The sequence below is a fragment of the Mycobacterium sp. 1164985.4 genome (assembly GCF_001668575.1).
GTDB lineage: Bacteria > Actinomycetota > Actinomycetes > Mycobacteriales > Mycobacteriaceae > Mycobacterium.
Window position 1 is genome coordinate 146,601 of the sequence record NZ_LZMD01000070.1, and the last position, 15,635, is coordinate 162,235.

The window sequence follows — 15,635 nt, forward strand, 5'->3', positions numbered from 1 at the left end:
GTCGACGAACGCTACGGCCGGTTGGTGAACTTCTTGTAGGCGCGGACGACCCGCTTGGCCGGAGCCGTCTCAAACAGCGGTGGCCAGGGCCATTCGCTGCGGTCACGCCCGCGCGGCGCCTTCAGGAAGGCCAGGCCCAGCACCAGGCCGAAGATCAGGTGTCCGACCAGCGTGATCGTCACGGTCGCGACGTTCAACGGGAACATCATCTCCTCGCCGCGCGGGGCCAGCGCGACCGTCGCCATCAGTCCGGCCCACGTCGGGAACACCGCGAAGGCGACCGACGCCAGCACCGCGTAGACGTTCTTCCACCGGTCGATGCCCAGCGCGAACGCGACGACGAAGAACGCCACGCCCAGGCCGCCACCGTCGCCGATGTAGCGCCAGACATAACCGACCGCCGCGCTGCCCGCGGTGTCGGGCTCACCGGTGACGAACGATCCCATCACCGGGATGAAGTCGCCCATCAGGCCCAACACGTGCACCGCGAACAGCCGGGCGGCGTCATAGACGATGCACGCCACCATGCCGGCGATCAGGCCGCGTCCGACAAAGATGTCCATCCGGTGTGGAGCGAACGCGATCAGCGCACCCAGCACCGCGCACAGCGCGATGACGATGACCGACGTGACGTTCTGGGGGACCAGGCCGAACACGTCGACCGAGATGCCCAGGATCGGCATGGAGGCCAGCAGCATCACCAGCGAGAGCCGCGCGATGTCCCACTTGGTCGGCGCCTTCCTGACCGCGCTCAAGTTCAGGTAGCGCTGCCTGACGGTGTTGGTCACCTTGGCGACGACCGGCAGGTCGATCGGGCGCAGCCGCACCGTCTTGCCGTCGAACGCGCTGGTGGCCTTCGGCAGTGGCTTGGTCGAAGCGGCGACGGGACGCAATCGCGTGGTCCTGGCCTCGCTGCGCGTGACCGGGGGCAGGTGGCGCACCGGCAGGTCACCGAGGCGCAGTCGCACCGTCTCGTCGCGGGCGGGCTTGTTCGTACCGGTGGCTGTCGTGGTCATCGGTTCCTCGAGTCATTCGTTGCAGGGACGCGTCAATAGTCGCGAGCGCCGTCAGGCCGCGTAATCGCCCGCGAGTGAGCTTTCTTCCCAATGCGGGAAGGGATTTCTGTCCGCGGGGTAAGGGGTTGGGGGCGACGCGCGGGCAGCGGATCGCTTTTCGTTTCGAGACCCTTCCGCTGGGTATGCTGCAAATCACTGGAGCTGAGACAACAGCTTCGCCGTGCGCCTCCTTGATGAGGTGAGCCCGATCGGTAATGCAGCCCCCGAGCCACAGCAGCTGGAACGGTCACACGTCGAAATCCGCGAATCCGCCGACGTCGACGAGTTTCTGGAAGACGCCTATGGCGTGAAGATGAGGCTCGCATTCAAGTCGCGGGAACACCATGAGGGTCCGCTGCTGACCCATGTCCGCGCCACGATGGGTCCGCTGACACTCGATGACGTCACCGTGGCCGGCCAGGCCGAAATGCAGCCCGATCCGCTGAACAGAGTTGCAGCGATCTGGCCCACTGCCGGCCGCGTGGCCAGTGCCTGCGACGGCCTTCGTTCGGAAGCGACGGCGGGGGAGGTCGCGATGCTGGCGCAGCCGCACCTTCCGTACCGAGCGCGCTTTGAAAACGCGCACGTCACCGCGGTCCTCATCGATCCTGCCGTGGTTGCCGGCGTAGCCACCGGTCTGCCGGCGGGACAAGCACCGCTGCCGATTCGCTTCAAGAGCCTCTCGCCCGTTGACGACGCCGCGGCGCGGATGTGGAAGGACACGGTCCGTTACGTCAGGGACTCGGTGCTGTCGGACGCCGCGCTCGCGACACCTCTGATCGTGGGGCATGCGAGCCGACTGTTGGCGGCGGTGACGCTGTCCACATTTCCGAACACCGCGGCCGCCGAGCCGGGGCCCCACGATCACACCGACAACAAGCCTGTGCTCCTGCGGCGCGCGATGGAGTTCATGGATGCCAACGCCACCAACGACATCGCGCTGGGGGATATCGCCGAAGCCGTCCATGTCACTCCGCGCGCTGTGCAGTACATGTTCCGGCACCACTTGGACACCACGCCGCTGCAGTACCTTCGTCGGCTTCGACTCCATTACGCGCATCAGCAATTGCTGGCCGCCGACCGCAGCACGGACACAGTGACGGCGATCGCCGCGCGCTGGGGGTTCGCCCATACCGGTCGGTTCGCGGTGCTTTACCGCCAGATCTACGGGCAGAGCCCGCACACCACGCTTCGCGGCTGAGCGCTTCCGTGCCTCAACCCTCAAAAGAGGCGTAGATTTTTTGCAGCTGACATCGTCGGGAGCGAGCATGAGTGACGACGAGCGTGGGTCCATCGCGTCCGGTGAATTGGCCCGTGCCCGGGCCGATGAATTGCGTCAGCGGCAGACCGAACTGGCGAGGGGCCTGCCCAGCACGCCGGAGTCGGTGGCGCGTGCGAAGAGGCGTGCCGAAGAGGCGTTGGAACGCGCACGCCGGGCACATCACGGCGCCGCCGCGCGCCATGACGACGCGATGCAGGCGCACCTGCGTGCGGCGGCAGCGCACGAGCAGGCGGCGATGCGCGCCGACGACCGGACCGTTGGCCTGCATCAGGACGCCGCCGAACGGCATCGCGACGCCGCGCTTCGTCATCGGGAGGCAGCCTTCCATGAGCAGCTGTTGGAGGCCGAAGACGCGGACCGCTAGCTCTGCAGCTCCATCAGCAGCAAGGCCCCGCTGGCTGTCTCGCTGGTCGCGCGAAATCCCGTACACACGACCCGGATCCGCGCCTGCTTACCCCGCCGGGTGACGGCATCGAGAAACGCCTCGGTGGTGAGGTCCGGGTCGACGAATGCCTGGCCGATCAGCGGCTTGACGTCATCTGTGGGTAAACCGATGTCCAGCGATGGCAGGGCCGAACCGTGAGCCTCGTCGGCACGAAGCCCCCAGAGCTCTTCGCAGCCGCGGTTCCACAACACCACCCGCATCTCGCGGTCCACCACGATGAGGCCGAAGTGGATCGAATTCACCAGCGAATCGAGGAAGGCCTTGGTCTCGTTGACCTCCACGCTGCGCTGGCGCAGTTCGTCGTTGATGGTGTGTAGCTCGTCGTTGGTCGACTGCAGCTCCTCGTTCATCGTCTCGAGTTCTTCGTTGGTGGACTGCAGCTCTTCGTTGGTGGTCTCGAGTTCCTCGACAGTTGACTGCAGCTCTTCGTTGGTGGTCTCGAGTTCCTCGTTGGTCGACTGAAGTTCCTCGTACGCCGTCTCCAGTTGACGGTTGGTCTCCACCACCTTGTCCAGCAGGGCGCGGGTCGCGGTCACGTCGAAGAAGACGATCGACACACCGCGTAGTCCGTTTTCGGCGTCGACGAGCGGGTTGACGTGTATCTCGAACCACACCACGTCCGAGCCGGGGCGGTGCCATTGCACATCCTGGATGCGGGCCGACCGCCGTTCGACCTTGGCCTGCTCGAGATAGGCGCGCAGTTCGACGGGGCGGTAGGAGACCTCGAGGTCGCGCAGCAGTCGCCCGATGTCGCGTGCCGACAAACCGAAGGTGGCCTCGGCCTGCTGGTTGATCATCGCGACGGTGTCGTCGCTGGTGACCACGATCTGGGCGACGGGTCCGGCGCGGAACGCGAGTTCGCGGATCGGGTCCAGCCCCGCCAGGTCTCCCTGCCGGTCGTTGACCGGCGCTGAGTTTCCGAGTCGCTCGACACCAGTGTGCGGCCCGGCCACCTTGCAGAAGATGCGGTGTTTGAGGTTGAGCGGGGTGAACCGGTCGCTGTGGCTCAACAGCATCTCGGCGTGGCCGAGGAACAACGTTCCCTGCGGGGCCAGTGCGAAGTGCAAGCGGCTCAACACGTTCCGTTGCGTCTCGGCGTTGAGGTACATCAGCGTGTTGCGACAGACCAGCAGGTCTACCCGCGAGATCGGTGCGTCCTTGACCAGATCGTTGCGGCCGAAGATCACGGCCCTGCGCAGATCCTTGAGGAACACGTGCCGGCCGTTGACGCGCTCGAAGTACTTGCCAAGCAGCGCCGGCGGGACCGACTCGACGGCCTTGTCGTCGTAGGTCGCGGTGCGCGCCTCGGTCAGCGCGTCCTCGTCGACGTCGGTTGCATAAATCTTGACCCGCTGCCGGAAAGCGTCGGTGCCGAGAGCCTCGGCCAACACCATCGCCAGGGTGTAGGCCTCCTGACCGGAAGCGCAGCCCGCGCTCCACACCCGGATCGGGTCGTCCGGCCCGCGTTCCGCCAGGAGTGACGGAACGACCTCCTCGCCGAGGTACTCCCATGCCTGCGGGTCCCGGAAGAAGGCCGTGACATTGATCAGGATCGTGTTGAACAGCGCGTCGAATTCGTCGGGGCTCGCCTGCAGGTGGTCGAGATACTGCTCGTAGGACTCGGAACCGGCCTGTCGCATCCGGTGTTGCACGCGCCGCATCAGTGATGTGCGCTTATAGCCGGTGAAGTCGAATCCGCGTGAGTCGCGCATGTAGCGCAGCAGCGCCTCGAACGCCTCTTCTGTCTGGTCGCTCAACCCGTGTCCGTCCGCTCGCTTCGGCTGCAGGCTTGACGATACTCACTAAAGGGCGTTCTCCGGACCGATGACCGCCCATACGGTCTTACCCGTCGTGTTCGGCGCGTTGCCCCAGGCACGACACAAGGCGGCGACGATCCGAAGTCCCGATGGCGCCGGGCTGTGGGCAGCGTCCTCGCGCAGTCCGGCGGGCGTGGCGCTCGCATCGGTCACGGCGACCGTGACAGTCGCGTCCTTCGACTCGATCCGGAGTTGGGGCCGACTGTCGGTGTGCTGCAGAACGTTCTCGACGAACGTCGTGGCAACGACCTTGGCGGTGGAGATCAACTCGGGCTGAGACCATGCCGTAAGCCACTCGACGACCAACTCGCGCGTGCGTTGCAGGCTCGCGACCGACCTCGGAAGATCGGCCCTCGCCCGATGGCGTACCTGGCGCGAGTCGTGATGCGCCAAGGCGTCGATCGCGTCCTGCATGCCTGCGTACACGGGCACGTAGCGGGTGACGCCGTTCCTGGCGAGCGCCGATCGGATCATCGGCTGTTCGCACACCAACAAGATCGGAACCTCGGGCCAACGTCCGACGTGCCAGCGGGCGCTGGTGAACACGACCAATGCCGATTCGGCCGGAACGACGAGATCGCCGATGTCGACGACAACGGCGCGCGGCTGCTCGAGTGCGGTCTTGATGATGGAATCGCGCAGCGACCGATATGTGCGGCTGTCGAGCACACCGCGTGGCCGCACAGTCGTGACATCGCCCACCGGCTCGGTGAAGACCGCCAGCGGCGTGGGATCAGGTGGCACCGAGCTCTCCGTGCGGCGCCGTGGTCGAAAGATGTTCGCCCAGAACCATCGCCGCGCGGTCGGCTTCATCCGCGGTTTCGAGATAACGTTGCCGCACGGTGCCGGGCCCGACGGTATTCGCCAACCTCCGCGACATCTTCGCTTTCTCCCGCAGGCTGCGCAGTGCCACCCAGATGGCACCCTCGATCTCGTCGTCGCGGGCTTTCAGCAGCGCGTCTGCGGTCCAGGCGTGTCCCACCCGACAGCGGAAGCTGCCCGGTCCCGCCTCGATCAGCGATCCGTGGCAGTCGGGGCAGATGTAACCCGAATGAGGGCCGAGGTCTTCCGCATCGATATTCGTGGAGAATCGGCGTCCCATCGCGATGCGGTTCTCCAACTCCATGGCCTTGTCAGGTTCCATATCCCGGACCTCGATCTCTCGTTCAAGCAGCTTCGTCAAGACGCCGCCGACGTCGCTCGCCGCGGCTTGGTGATCGGCGACCCCCGCCTGGATAGCGTTGAGCGGCATGGCCGCAAACAGCGCATCGCTCGGCGTCTGAATGACCGTCGTACCGCCCCGCGAGCGTATGGCCGCCGCACCCAACACGCCGTCGTCGAGGACGCCGGACAGCAGGACACCGATGGCGCGCGGTCCGAAACTCAGTGCCACGGAACGGAACAGCGCGTTGATGGCCGGACGATGCCCGCTCTCCGTGGGCCCCGACGACAAGATCAAATGCCCGTCCGCGACCAGCAGGTGACGGTCGGGTGCGCAGACGTATACACGACCGGGCTCGATCGGGGCGCCGTCGATGGCGGTCGCCGCGGGCAATAACCCGCTGCGGTCGAGGATCTTGGCCAGGACGCTCGGCGCGTTCGGCGGCATGTGCAGGACGATGAGAACCGCATAGGGCAGGTCCTGCTTCAGTCCGCCGACGAACTGGCTGAGAGCCTCCACACCCCCTGCGGATGCGCCCACCGCCACCACACCCGGCAGCGCGTCGTGGCGCCCCGACGTTGTACTTCCCATTGGACACCGGTTACCCGTAGCCCCCGTAGATAACCCCTTCCTGACGTCGACGCTACGCCTTCTCGGGGGCCGTTGGCACCCCTCAGAGCTTGGCGATGACGTTCTCCGCGAACTTTTCGAGGTGGCGGATCTTGCGGTCGAGCGGTTCGGTGTCCGGCCCTGTGATGTAGGGGATTCGGAATCCAACGATGACGTCGGTGACGCCCTTGTCCTCGAGCCGTTTGATGCCGTCGGGCGTATAGGCATCGGCCGAGATCACGTGAATCTCGAACGGCCCGGTGCGGCCCGCTTCCTCACGAAACTGCTTGAGCTGCCTGAGGAGCCGGTCCAGCTCCTCGGCGTCGCCGCCGCCGTGCATCCAGCCGTCGTTGCGCGCCGCACGCTTGAGCGCGGCGGTGGCGTGGCCGCCGATCAGGATCGGGATCGGCTGGGTGGGCGCGGGTGTCATCTTCGTTTTCGGGATGTCGTAGAACTCGCCGTGGAACGCGAAGTATTCGCCTGTGGTCAGGCCCCTGATGATCTCGATGCACTCATCCATGCGCTTGCCTCGCTTGGCGAACGGCACGTCCATCAACTCGTAGTCCTCGGGCCAGGGGCTGGTGCCGACGCCCAGGCCGAGGCGATTGCCGAACAGCGCGGCCAGCGAGCCGGCCTGTTTGGCCACCAGGGCCGGTGGCCGAATGGGCAGCTTGAGGACGAAGAAGTCGAACCGCAGCCTCGTGGTGACCGCGCTCAGGGCGCCGGCGAGCACGAACGCCTCGATGAACGCCTTGCCGTCGAGGAATTCGCGGCTGCCGTCTGCGGTGTAGGGGTATCTCGAATCCGATTCGAACGGATAGGCGACGCTGTCGGCGATCGTCATCGCGTGGTACCCGGCCGCCTCCGCGGCCTGTGCCAGGGGGATGTAGTACGTCGGGTCGGTCATGGCTTCGGCGTAGGTGAACCGCACAGGGCAATAATAGAACGTGTTCTAGTTCGGGGTTTGATCATTGGCGCATCGGGAATCTCGATCGCCGTGAGTGCGGCCAAGACGATTTACAAGCCCCTGTCGATCGCCAGCAGCGTTGCCGGCGGGATGATCGCGGGCCAGATCTTCCAGCAGATCTGGCAGCGCATCAGCCCGGACGATGAAGAGCCGGATCCGAAGGACCTCAGCCGCTCGACGCGCGAGGTGTTCATCGCCGCCGCGATCCAGGGTCTGCTCGCCGGCGTGGTTCGGGCAGCGCTGGCTCGCGGGCAGGCCAAGGGGTTCGCGGCGCTGACCGACGAAGATCTGGACTAGCCGTCCAGTGGATACGGCGGCGCGCCGACGCCTGCGACACAGTGCGTCCCCCACGGCGTCACCTCGGTCAGGTGGCCCTCTGCGGAGTGGTGGCCGATCGAGATGTGCACGGGTTGGGGCAGGCGCACATCGGATGTCAGATCGAAAACCATTCCACGCCAGTGGTATCTGCCGTCGATCGGGTCGACGTGACCGACGAGACGCACCCGGACGCCGTGGTCCGTGTCGTGCATCCGGAGCGCGGCGACCCCGTCGTACATGTCACTCATCGGGGTAGAAAACCGCTCCGTCGCCACATTCGGCGGGCGATCGGGCCCAGCAGGCCCACTTCATCGAGGAAGGCCGCCAGCGGTGCGAACCCCGTCACCTGGGTGTCAATGCGGTGCGGGCTGCGACGCGCCATGCGCCGCGTCCGGCGGGGGTCGAGGCCGACGCGGCTGTACTGCACCTTGTTGGTGAACAGGAAGCGGAAGAAGTAGCCGCCGAGACCGTTGATGTTGGACAGCACGAATTTCGGCAGCGGTCGCATGTGCGGGACCCGCTTGCGCAATCCGTCACGGGCAAACTGGATATGCCGTGCTTCTTCGGTGACGTGAATCCGCATGAGTCTCTGCACGATCGGCTGCAGCTCGTCGTCGTCCATCATCTGGCGCTGCAGCGAGTCGAAGATCTCTTCGCCGATCAACGCGGCCACCCACAGCGCGGAGCCCTGGAACACGAATGGCAGGGCGTTGATGATCACACGCTGATACCACTTGGGCCACACCGGCTTTGCGCCGACCCGTTCGATCGCCTTGCCGAACATCACCATGTGCCGGGTTTCGTCACCGAGCTCGGTGAGTTCGTAATGCGTGGCGCTCGCGGTGGGATCCTGATGCATCATCTTGCGCAGCAGTGACTGGTTGAGGATGTTCTCGAACCAGATGCCCGCGGACAATGTGTTGACCAACTCCTGGCGGGACAGTTCGATCTGCTGCTCGCGGGTCATCGCGTCCCACAGCGGCGTCCCGTAGAGGGAGACGATCTTCGGCGGCAGGAAGAACTTGCCCGGATCGAGCGGCGCGTCCCAGTCGATGTCGACGACGGGCGCGTAGGACTTCTTCACTGACCCCCGCAGCAGGCGTTCGGAGAACTCCGCACGGCTGGGGCTGAGCGTCGGGTTGGTCATCGTTGACGTCCCTTCGGTGACGGTCCTCCCAAGGTAGGCAACCGCAGGCGCTCTAGTCAATACCTGCGGTACCGCATACTTGCGGTACCGCTGGCGTTTGATGGAGGCGGGCAGGGGTATCGGGGGGTATGCAAACCGACGAGGCCGACAGGACCGTCCAGGCTCCCGACCCGGATGATCCCCGCAAACCGGAGTCACCGACCGACCTCACCCGGCCGTCGCTGATCTATGCCATGCGCAAGGCCGTCCGGGAGTTCCAGAGCGATCAATGCACGGATCTGGCCGCGGCATTGACGTACTACGCGGTGCTGTCGATCTTTCCCGCGCTCGTGGTCATGGTGTCGCTGCTCGGTGTCTTCGGGCAGGGCCGACGCACGGTCGACGCGCTCCTCGACATCGCAGGCGATGTCGCACCCGCGTCCTCGCTGGACAGCCTGCGCCCGACGATCGAGCAGCTGGTCAATTCGCCGACGGCTGGCTTCGCGTTGGTGGTGGGCATCGTCGGCGCGGTGTGGTCGGCGTCCGGCTACGTCGGTGCCTTCGGCCGCGCGATGAACCGGATCTACGAGATCGACGAGGGCCGGCCGGTATGGAAGCTGCGACCAGTGCAGCTGCTGTTGACGCTGGTCGGGCTGGTGATGGCGGCCGCGGTGGTCTTCCTGCTCGCGATCAGCGGACCGGTGGCCCACGCGGTCGGCGATGCGATCGGGCTGGGCGACGCGGCGGTGACGGTGTGGAATGTCGCCCGGTGGCCGCTGATCCTGCTGTTTGTGGTCGCGGCGGTCGCGATCCTGTACTACGTCACGCCCAACGTTCAGCAGCCGAAGTTCCGCTGGATCAGCGGCGGCGCTGCGCTGGCGATCGTCGTCTGGCTCGTCGCGTCCGTGCTGTTCGGCCTCTACGTAGCCAACTTTGGCAGCTACAACAAGACGTACGGCGCACTGGCGGGCGTCATCGTGTTCCTGCTGTGGCTGTGGATCACCAACCTCGCCCTGCTGCTCGGCGCGGAGGTCGACGCCGAGGTCGAACGCGGCCGTCAACTGCAGGCCGGCCTGCCCGCTGAACACGAACTGCAGCTGCCGATGAAGGACGATCACAACATCCGCAAGGACGAGGCCGCCGAGAAGAAGGACGTCAAGCGCGCCAGGCGGCTACGTCTGTCACGCGGCCGCAAACACTGAGGGCATACTCGCGGGCGTGACCCGTCGAATTCACGTCATCGGTATCGGCGCGGGCGATCCCGACCACGTCACGGCGCAGGCGGTGTCGGCCCTCAACGACACCCAGGTGTTCTTCGCGATGGACAAAGGTTCGGCGAAAGACGACCTGGTGGCGCTGCGACGGCACATCTGCGAGCGGTTCATCCGCGAGCCCCGGTACCGGTTCGTCGAACTTCGCGACCCGCCGAGGGTCAGGGAGGCATCGGACGGGCCCGCTTACCGGCAGGCGGTCGCCGACTGGCATGCCGCGCGGGCACGGGTGTGGGCCGAGGCGATCGAGAACGAGCTCGCGCCCGACGGCGTCGGCGCATTCCTCGCGTGGGGCGACCCCTCGCTGTACGACAGCACGTTGCGCATCCTCGACACGGTCGCGAACCACGTCGACATCGCCTACGACGTCATCCCGGGCATCACCGCGATCCAGGCGCTCACCGCGCGACATCGCGTTCCGCTCAACGACGTCGGCGAACCGGTGCTGATCACGACCGGCAGGCAGCTGCGTGACACCGGACTGGCCGGGAGCGCGGTCGTGATGCTCGACGCCGATTGCTCGTTCCTGATGTGTCCGCCGGAAACCCGCATCTGGTGGGGTGCGTATCTCGGTACGCCCGACGAGCTGCTGATGTCGGGCACCGTGGGCGATGTCGGCGAGGAGATCGCCCGGGCGCGCGCCGACGCGCGGATACGGCACGGCTGGATCATGGACACCTATCTGCTGCGCGCGAAGGACCGTTGATCGCACGCATCTGATGCGTGGGATCAACCGGCTAAGGGGTCTGGTGCCCGGGGTCGTTGCGCTGCATCCACAGTCGGTAGACGTCGATGGCGCTGTCCTCGGGCTGATAGCGCATCGGTAGTCGCCGTTGGTCCCAGTTCTTGGCGAACTCGTCGTAGAACGTGTTGAGCTCGAAGTACTTTCGATCGTCGACGTAGTAGCGCGCATAGTCGTCGCGGGTGGTCAGGAAGATCACCTCGTCTGGGGAGCAGTAATACAGCGAGCCGAGGCACATCGGGCAGGGGTGGGCGAGAACGTAAATCGTCGTGCCGACGAGATGCTCGGTGCCGAGCTTCGTGCACGCCTTCCGGATCGCGAGGATCTCGGCGTGTGCGGTCGGATCATGGGTTTGGGCAACCTGATTGGCGCTCTCGGCGAGCACCTCCCCGTCCTTGGCGATGACCGTAGCGAACGGGCGCCCGCCCTCCTCGACGTTTCGCCGTGCGAGATCCACGGTGCGCTGAACGAAATCCACGGCTGCCCTCCCAGTGCGTCGACTGGTTTAGGCTAGTGCGATGTCGTTTCTCTTGCGGGCCGCTTTGACCGGCTTCGCGCTGTGGGTGGTGACTCTCGTCGTTCCCGGAATCAGGTTCGTGGGCGCCGAGTCGCGACTGCAGGAAGTCGGCATCATCTTCGTGGTCGCGTTGATCTTCGGTGTGGTCAACGCGATCATCAAGCCGATCGTGCAGATCCTCTCGATCCCGCTCTACATCGTCACCCTCGGCCTCATCCACATCGTGATCAACGCGTTGATGTTATGGATCACGTCGCAGATCACCGAACACACCACCCACTGGGGGTTGTTCATCGATGACTTCTGGTGGACGGCGATCTGGGCCGCGATCGTGCTGTCGATCGTGAGTTGGCTGCTGTCGGTGCTCACCGGCGGTGCCGCGCGACGGAATTGACCGGCACACTGGAGCCATGCCCGAACTACCCGAAGTCGAAGCGCTCGCCGACCACCTGCGCCGCCACGCCGTCGGTCAGACGGTGGGCCGCATCGACGTCTCGGCGTTCTCGGTGCTCAAGACGTTCGACCCGCCGATCACGGCGCTGCACGGCCTGACCGTCACCGACGCCAACCGCTGGGGCAAGTACCTGGGCATGCAAGCCGGCGACCTGCACCTGATAACCCATCTGTCGCGCGCGGGGTGGTTGCGCTGGTCGGACAAGTTGGCGGCTGCGCCGCTGAAGCCGGGTAAGGGGCCGATCGCTCTGCGCGTACATCTCGGCCCGCCGGGTGATGCGCCCGGGTCGAATGTCGCCGCCGGGGCGGTTCCGGGTTTCGACCTGACCGAGGCCGGCACGCAGAAGCGGCTCGCGGTGTGGGTGGTCGACGACCCGACGAAGGTACCCGGTATCGCGACGCTGGGGCCCGACGCGCTGTCGCTGGGACCCGAGGACCTCGCCGGGGTGCTCGCGGGCAACAGCGGCCGGATCAAGACGGTCATCACCGACCAGAAGGTCATCGCGGGCATCGGTAACGCCTACAGCGACGAGATCCTCCACGTCGCGCGGATCTCCCCGTTCGCGACGGCGGCCAAGCTGACCGATGCGCAGCTGTCGGCATTGCACGACGCGATGATCGGAGTCCTCAGCGACGCGGTGACACGCTCGGTCGGTCAGCAGGCCGCGACGCTGAAGGGGGAGAAGCGATCCGGCCTGCGCGTGCATGCCCGAACAGGGCTGCCCTGCCCCGTCTGCGGAGACACCGTTCGGGAGGTGTCGTTCGCGGACAAGTCGTTTCAGTACTGCCCGACGTGTCAGACGGGCGGCAAGGTGCTCGCCGATCGGCGGCTGTCGCGCCTGCTCAAATGATTCGGCAATAGGAGCGGGTGGCCGCCGACAACGCGTGCCGGTAGAGCGGATCGAGCTGACGGCCGGTGGCCACAGCGTTGATCGCGTTGTCGAGCTCGACCGTGCAGTTCGGTGCGTGCAACGAATCCCACTGCCGCGCAATCTCGTCGACCATGACCTTGTTGAACTCGTCGATCTGGGAGCGCGACACCGACAGGTCGGGGGCCGTGGTGGGAGCGGTGGCGGGGTCGAATTTCCACTGGCCGAATCGGGTGTACTCGACGCCCTCGGTGGCGTCGATCTGGTCGGTGAAGATCGCCCGCACGTAGCCCTGGTCGATCGCGCGAGCGGAGGCGTCGGCGGCCACCGCGTTCAACACCGCATCGGCGCGCTGACGGTCCGTGATCGGTCCGCCGTTGACCCACTTGGCCGCCGCGACGGCGTCGGCGGTGGCCAGCCGCTGCGACGCGGTGTCGACGAGCCGGTACAGCGGCGAGGTGGGTTGTCCGGCGGCGATCCCCTGTGAGAGGGCGACGAACAGGGCCACGAGCAGGAATGTAGCGCTGCGCACAAGAACCATGTGGTCATTCTGACGGCGATTCCCTCGCCTAGTCTGTCGGGGTGACTCGGCAGAGAATCTTGATCACCGGTGCGAGCTCCGGACTGGGCGCCGGAATGGCCCGTGCGTTCGCCGAGAAGGGCCGCGACCTCGCGCTGTGCGCCCGGCGTGTCGACCGCCTCGACGAATTGAAGGCCGAGTTGCTCGAGCGCCATCCCGGTATCAATGTCGCGGTCGCCGCCCTCGACGTCAACGACCACGAGCAGGTGCCGAAGGTGTTCGCCGAACTCTCCGACGAACTCGGCGGCATCGACCGCATCATCGTGAACGCCGGTATCGGCAAGGGCGCGCCGCTCGGGTCCGGCAAGCTGTGGGCGAACAAAGCCACCATCGAAACGAATCTCGTTGCGGCGCTTGTCCAGATCGAGACCGCGCTCGAGATGTTCGAGAAAGCCGGCGGTGGCCATCTTGTGCTCGTCTCATCGGTTCTCGGAAACAAGGGCGTGCCGGGCGTGAAGGCCGCGTACGCCGCGAGCAAGGCCGGGGTCTCGTCGCTGGGGGAGTCGTTGCGCGCGGAGTACGCGCGCGGGCCGATCAAGGTCACGGTGCTCGAGCCGGGCTACATCGAATCCGAGATGACGGCGAAGTCGGCGTCCACGATGTTGATGGTGGACAACGAAACCGGCGTGCGTGCGCTGGTCGGCGCGATCGAACGCGAAAGCGGTCGCGCGGCGGTGCCGTGGTGGCCGTGGGCGCCGCTGGTCCGGGTGATGCGGGTATTGCCGCCGCGACTGATGAAGCCGTTCGCATAGAGCACCCGTGTAGAGGCAGGCGCTTCGGGGTAATCCGCAGCGCTAGTTCCTACGGGAGGTCTGAATGAGGGTGCTGTTGACCGGGGGTACCGGTTTCGTCGGGGCGTGGACGGCAAAGGCCGTGGCCGACGCAGGTCACCAGGTGAGATTCCTGGTCCGCGATCCGGCACGACTGGAGACGAGCGCCGCGGAGATCGGTGTCGCGATCGACGACTATGCCGTCGGCGACATCGCCGATGCCGAGTCGACGGCTGCGGCCATGGACGGCTGTGATGCTGTAATACATTCCGCTGCAATGGTTTCAGTCGACCCGCGACAAGCCGATAAGATGCTGCGGACCAACCTCGATGGCGCTCACAACGTGCTCGGTGTCGCGGCTGAGCGCGGTCTCGACCCGATCATCCACGTCTCGAGTTTCACGGCACTGTTCAACCCGGACTGCGATGTGCTGCACGCGGACCTTCCGGTCGTGGGAGGCACCGACGGCTACGGGAAATCCAAAGCGGAGGTGGAGAAGTACGCGCGCGGCCTGCAGGAGCAGGGTGCGCCGGTGAGCATCACGTACCCGGGCATGGTGCTCGGCCCGCCCGCGGGCAACCAGTTCGGCGAAGCGGCAGAAGGTGTTCAGGCCGCGGTTCAGATGCGCGGTGTGCCGGGTCGCGGGGCGGCATGGGTAGTTGTCGACGTTCGAGATCTGGCGGCATTGCACGCTGCGCTGCTCGAGCCCGGGAAGGGCCCGCGCCGCTACATGGCTGGGGGCAAGCGAGTTCCGATCGCCGACCTGGCGACGATGATCGGAAAAGCCGCGAACACGACGCTACGGGTGTATCCCATACCGGACATGGTGTTGCGCAACATCGGAAGGGTCGTCGATGTGGTCGGGCCGTTCCTACCGTTCGACGCGCCGGTGACCGCGGCGGCGATGCAGTACTACACGCAGATGCCGTCTTCCGACGATTCGCCTAGCGAGACCGAACTGGGGATCACATACCGCGATCCGCAGGAAACGCTGTCGGACACCGTTTCCGGACTGAAACAGGTCGGCCGGTTGTGACAGGAGCCTCACGTCGCGGAGAAAGTTTGAAGGTTTCAGTAAATCCCTGACGTGGTAGCCCTCAGAACATGAACGTGAAACTGACGAAGATGATGCCCCTGTTGTTCTCGGGCGCCGCGGCAGTTGCGATCGCCGTCGCGCCGGTGGCCGGCGCGCAGCCGGCGCCCCCACCCTGTCTGAATGCCGATGGCACCCCGTGTGCGGGTATCGGCAACATCGACGCCTCACCCGGTGGCGGCGCCGACGTCAACGTCCCCGGCGGCCCGCAGGGCACCGCTGACGGTGGCGGCGCCCAGGGCGTAATCCCTGGTGGCCCCGGCGGTTCAGCCGGACCAGGCGGCGCGAGCGGCGCGCTGGCTCCGAACGGACCTGGCGGCACGGCCGGACCCGGCGGCGCGAGTGGATGCCTGCCGAATGTCGGCTGCATCAACATCCCCGCCCCGTAATCACTAGCTAGCTGCATCCAGCGCCCAACCACGCGGCGCACGCTTCTCGTGAGCGTGCGCCGCGTTGCTCTGTGCGTAATGACCGATTGCAATTCACTTGTGTCTCTTTGGTTTCAGTGGTTACAGATGGGGCTGGGGTTGTCGGTGGCTCGAACTAGTGTTCGGGTATG

Annotated in this window: 19 protein-coding genes and 1 pseudogene; 11 read left to right on the forward strand and 9 right to left on the reverse strand. The window is 66.0% G+C overall.

The genetic code is table 11. The features are described from left to right. Positions 1-11: 11 nt before the first annotated feature. Complete coding sequence (locus A5650_RS14485) at positions 12-1,016, reverse strand: hypothetical protein (RefSeq protein ID WP_067292477.1); 1,005 nt, start codon at positions 1,014-1,016, stop codon at positions 12-14. Positions 1,017-1,236: 220 nt separating this feature from the next. On the opposite strand from A5650_RS14485, the gene A5650_RS14490 reads away from it, so the two are divergent. Together A5650_RS14490 and A5650_RS14495 are read left to right on the forward strand one after the other, a co-directional pair. After that, complete coding sequence (locus A5650_RS14490) at positions 1,237-2,256, forward strand: helix-turn-helix transcriptional regulator (RefSeq protein ID WP_231992621.1); 1,020 nt, start codon at positions 1,237-1,239, stop codon at positions 2,254-2,256. Between the two features lie 67 nt (positions 2,257-2,323). After that, positions 2,324-2,701: a hypothetical protein gene (locus A5650_RS14495; protein ID WP_067292481.1), complete on the forward strand. Its 378-nt coding sequence runs from the start codon at positions 2,324-2,326 to the stop codon at positions 2,699-2,701. Here A5650_RS14495 and A5650_RS14500 read toward each other — a convergent pair. From A5650_RS14500 to A5650_RS14515, 4 genes are all read right to left on the reverse strand, one after another. Continuing rightward, on the reverse strand, positions 2,698-4,494 hold the full coding sequence (locus A5650_RS14500; protein WP_067292560.1) for a CheR family methyltransferase: 1,797 nt from the start codon (positions 4,492-4,494) through the stop codon (positions 2,698-2,700). The genes A5650_RS14495 and A5650_RS14500 overlap by 4 nt on opposite strands. Before the next feature lie 90 nt (positions 4,495-4,584). Continuing rightward, entirely contained in the window at positions 4,585-5,343 is a 759-nt protein-coding gene (locus tag A5650_RS14505) for an STAS domain-containing protein (RefSeq protein ID WP_067292485.1), read from the reverse strand. Further along, positions 5,333-6,352, reverse strand: a complete 1,020-nt coding sequence (locus A5650_RS14510; protein ID WP_067292489.1) for a chemotaxis protein CheB — start codon at positions 6,350-6,352, stop codon at positions 5,333-5,335. The genes A5650_RS14505 and A5650_RS14510 overlap by 11 nt, the downstream gene beginning before the upstream one ends. Before the next feature lie 82 nt (positions 6,353-6,434). After that, the gene (locus A5650_RS14515; RefSeq protein ID WP_067292493.1) at positions 6,435-7,301 is read right to left on the reverse strand and encodes a TIGR03619 family F420-dependent LLM class oxidoreductase; all 867 of its coding nucleotides are present in this window, start codon (positions 7,299-7,301) and stop codon (positions 6,435-6,437) included. A 66-nt stretch (positions 7,302-7,367) separates the two neighbouring features. Here A5650_RS14515 and A5650_RS14520 point away from each other — a divergent pair, with 66 nt between their 5' ends. Continuing rightward, positions 7,368-7,634: a DUF4235 domain-containing protein gene (locus tag A5650_RS14520; RefSeq protein WP_067081821.1), complete on the forward strand. Its 267-nt coding sequence runs from the start codon at positions 7,368-7,370 to the stop codon at positions 7,632-7,634. Here the strand turns inward: A5650_RS14520 and A5650_RS14525 are convergent. Further along, positions 7,631-7,903: a DUF4873 domain-containing protein gene (locus tag A5650_RS14525; protein WP_156744136.1), complete on the reverse strand. Its 273-nt coding sequence runs from the start codon at positions 7,901-7,903 to the stop codon at positions 7,631-7,633. The genes A5650_RS14520 and A5650_RS14525 overlap by 4 nt on opposite strands. Further along, positions 7,900-8,802 carry an AurF N-oxygenase family protein gene (locus tag A5650_RS14530; protein ID WP_067292500.1) on the reverse strand — a complete coding sequence of 301 codons (903 nt, stop codon included), beginning with the start codon at positions 8,800-8,802 and terminating at the stop codon, positions 7,900-7,902. Before A5650_RS14530 ends, A5650_RS14525 begins: the two co-directional genes overlap by 4 nt. 128 nt (positions 8,803-8,930) lie before the next feature. Here A5650_RS14530 and A5650_RS14535 point away from each other — a divergent pair, with 128 nt between their 5' ends. Both A5650_RS14535 and cobF read left to right on the forward strand, forming a co-directional pair. Continuing rightward, complete coding sequence (locus A5650_RS14535) at positions 8,931-9,983, forward strand: YihY/virulence factor BrkB family protein (RefSeq protein WP_067292503.1); 1,053 nt, start codon at positions 8,931-8,933, stop codon at positions 9,981-9,983. Positions 9,984-9,999: 16 nt separating this feature from the next. Then, positions 10,000-10,758 (forward strand): precorrin-6A synthase (deacetylating), encoded by a 759-nt coding sequence (cobF, locus tag A5650_RS14540; protein WP_067292506.1) that lies wholly within the window; start codon positions 10,000-10,002, stop codon positions 10,756-10,758. Positions 10,759-10,789: 31 nt separating this feature from the next. On the opposite strand, the gene A5650_RS14545 is transcribed toward cobF, so the two are convergent. Beyond that, positions 10,790-11,272: a nucleoside deaminase gene (locus tag A5650_RS14545; RefSeq protein ID WP_067292509.1), complete on the reverse strand. Its 483-nt coding sequence runs from the start codon at positions 11,270-11,272 to the stop codon at positions 10,790-10,792. 40 nt (positions 11,273-11,312) lie between these two features. On the opposite strand from A5650_RS14545, the gene A5650_RS14550 reads away from it, so the two are divergent. From A5650_RS14550 to A5650_RS27360, 3 genes and pseudogenes are all read left to right on the forward strand, one after another. Beyond that, complete coding sequence (locus A5650_RS14550; protein ID WP_067292513.1) at positions 11,313-11,705, forward strand: phage holin family protein; 393 nt, start codon at positions 11,313-11,315, stop codon at positions 11,703-11,705. Between the two features lie 16 nt (positions 11,706-11,721). Next, positions 11,722-11,964: pseudogene (locus A5650_RS27355) on the forward strand (DNA-formamidopyrimidine glycosylase family protein); the annotation flags it as partial. 162 nt (positions 11,965-12,126) lie between these two features. After that, positions 12,127-12,615 carry a zinc finger domain-containing protein gene (locus A5650_RS27360; protein WP_502687075.1) on the forward strand — a complete coding sequence of 163 codons (489 nt, stop codon included), beginning with the start codon at positions 12,127-12,129 and terminating at the stop codon, positions 12,613-12,615. On the opposite strand, the gene A5650_RS14560 is transcribed toward A5650_RS27360, so the two are convergent. After that, on the reverse strand, positions 12,608-13,174 hold the full coding sequence (locus A5650_RS14560) for a chorismate mutase (RefSeq protein ID WP_067292520.1): 567 nt from the start codon (positions 13,172-13,174) through the stop codon (positions 12,608-12,610). The genes A5650_RS27360 and A5650_RS14560 overlap by 8 nt on opposite strands. Positions 13,175-13,215: 41 nt before the next feature. Between A5650_RS14560 and A5650_RS14565 the strand changes: the two genes are divergently transcribed. From A5650_RS14565 to A5650_RS14575, 3 genes are all read left to right on the forward strand, one after another. After that, positions 13,216-13,965, forward strand: a complete 750-nt coding sequence (locus A5650_RS14565) for an SDR family oxidoreductase (protein WP_067292524.1) — start codon at positions 13,216-13,218, stop codon at positions 13,963-13,965. A gap of 64 nt (positions 13,966-14,029) precedes the next feature. Then, a complete protein-coding gene (locus tag A5650_RS14570; protein WP_067292527.1) occupies positions 14,030-15,019 on the forward strand; it encodes an NAD-dependent epimerase/dehydratase family protein in 990 nt (329 codons plus the stop codon). A 68-nt stretch (positions 15,020-15,087) separates the two neighbouring features. Beyond that, on the forward strand, positions 15,088-15,465 hold the full coding sequence (locus A5650_RS14575; RefSeq protein WP_067081793.1) for a hypothetical protein: 378 nt from the start codon (positions 15,088-15,090) through the stop codon (positions 15,463-15,465). The last annotated feature ends 170 nt before the right edge of the window (positions 15,466-15,635 follow it).

What these genes read in the sequence shown, in the direction of transcription:
- A5650_RS14485 (WP_067292477.1), bottom strand. Translation starts at nt 1,016, where the DNA reads ATGACCACGACAGCCACCGGTACGAACAAGCCCGCCCGCGACGAGACG.
- A5650_RS14495 (WP_067292481.1), top strand. Translation starts at nt 2,324, where the DNA reads ATGAGTGACGACGAGCGTGGGTCCATCGCGTCCGGTGAATTGGCCCGT.
- A5650_RS14500 (WP_067292560.1), bottom strand. Translation starts at nt 4,494, where the DNA reads ATGCGCGACTCACGCGGATTCGACTTCACCGGCTATAAGCGCACATCA.
- A5650_RS14510 (WP_067292489.1), bottom strand. Translation starts at nt 6,352, where the DNA reads ATGGGAAGTACAACGTCGGGGCGCCACGACGCGCTGCCGGGTGTGGTG.
- A5650_RS14525 (WP_156744136.1), bottom strand. Translation starts at nt 7,903, where the DNA reads ATGAGTGACATGTACGACGGGGTCGCCGCGCTCCGGATGCACGACACG.
- A5650_RS14530 (WP_067292500.1), bottom strand. Translation starts at nt 8,802, where the DNA reads ATGACCAACCCGACGCTCAGCCCCAGCCGTGCGGAGTTCTCCGAACGC.
- A5650_RS14535 (WP_067292503.1), top strand. Translation starts at nt 8,931, where the DNA reads ATGCAAACCGACGAGGCCGACAGGACCGTCCAGGCTCCCGACCCGGAT.
- A5650_RS14550 (WP_067292513.1), top strand. Translation starts at nt 11,313, where the DNA reads ATGTCGTTTCTCTTGCGGGCCGCTTTGACCGGCTTCGCGCTGTGGGTG.
- A5650_RS14560 (WP_067292520.1), bottom strand. Translation starts at nt 13,174, where the DNA reads ATGGTTCTTGTGCGCAGCGCTACATTCCTGCTCGTGGCCCTGTTCGTC.
- A5650_RS14570 (WP_067292527.1), top strand. Translation starts at nt 14,030, where the DNA reads ATGAGGGTGCTGTTGACCGGGGGTACCGGTTTCGTCGGGGCGTGGACG.
- A5650_RS14575 (WP_067081793.1), top strand. Translation starts at nt 15,088, where the DNA reads ATGAACGTGAAACTGACGAAGATGATGCCCCTGTTGTTCTCGGGCGCC.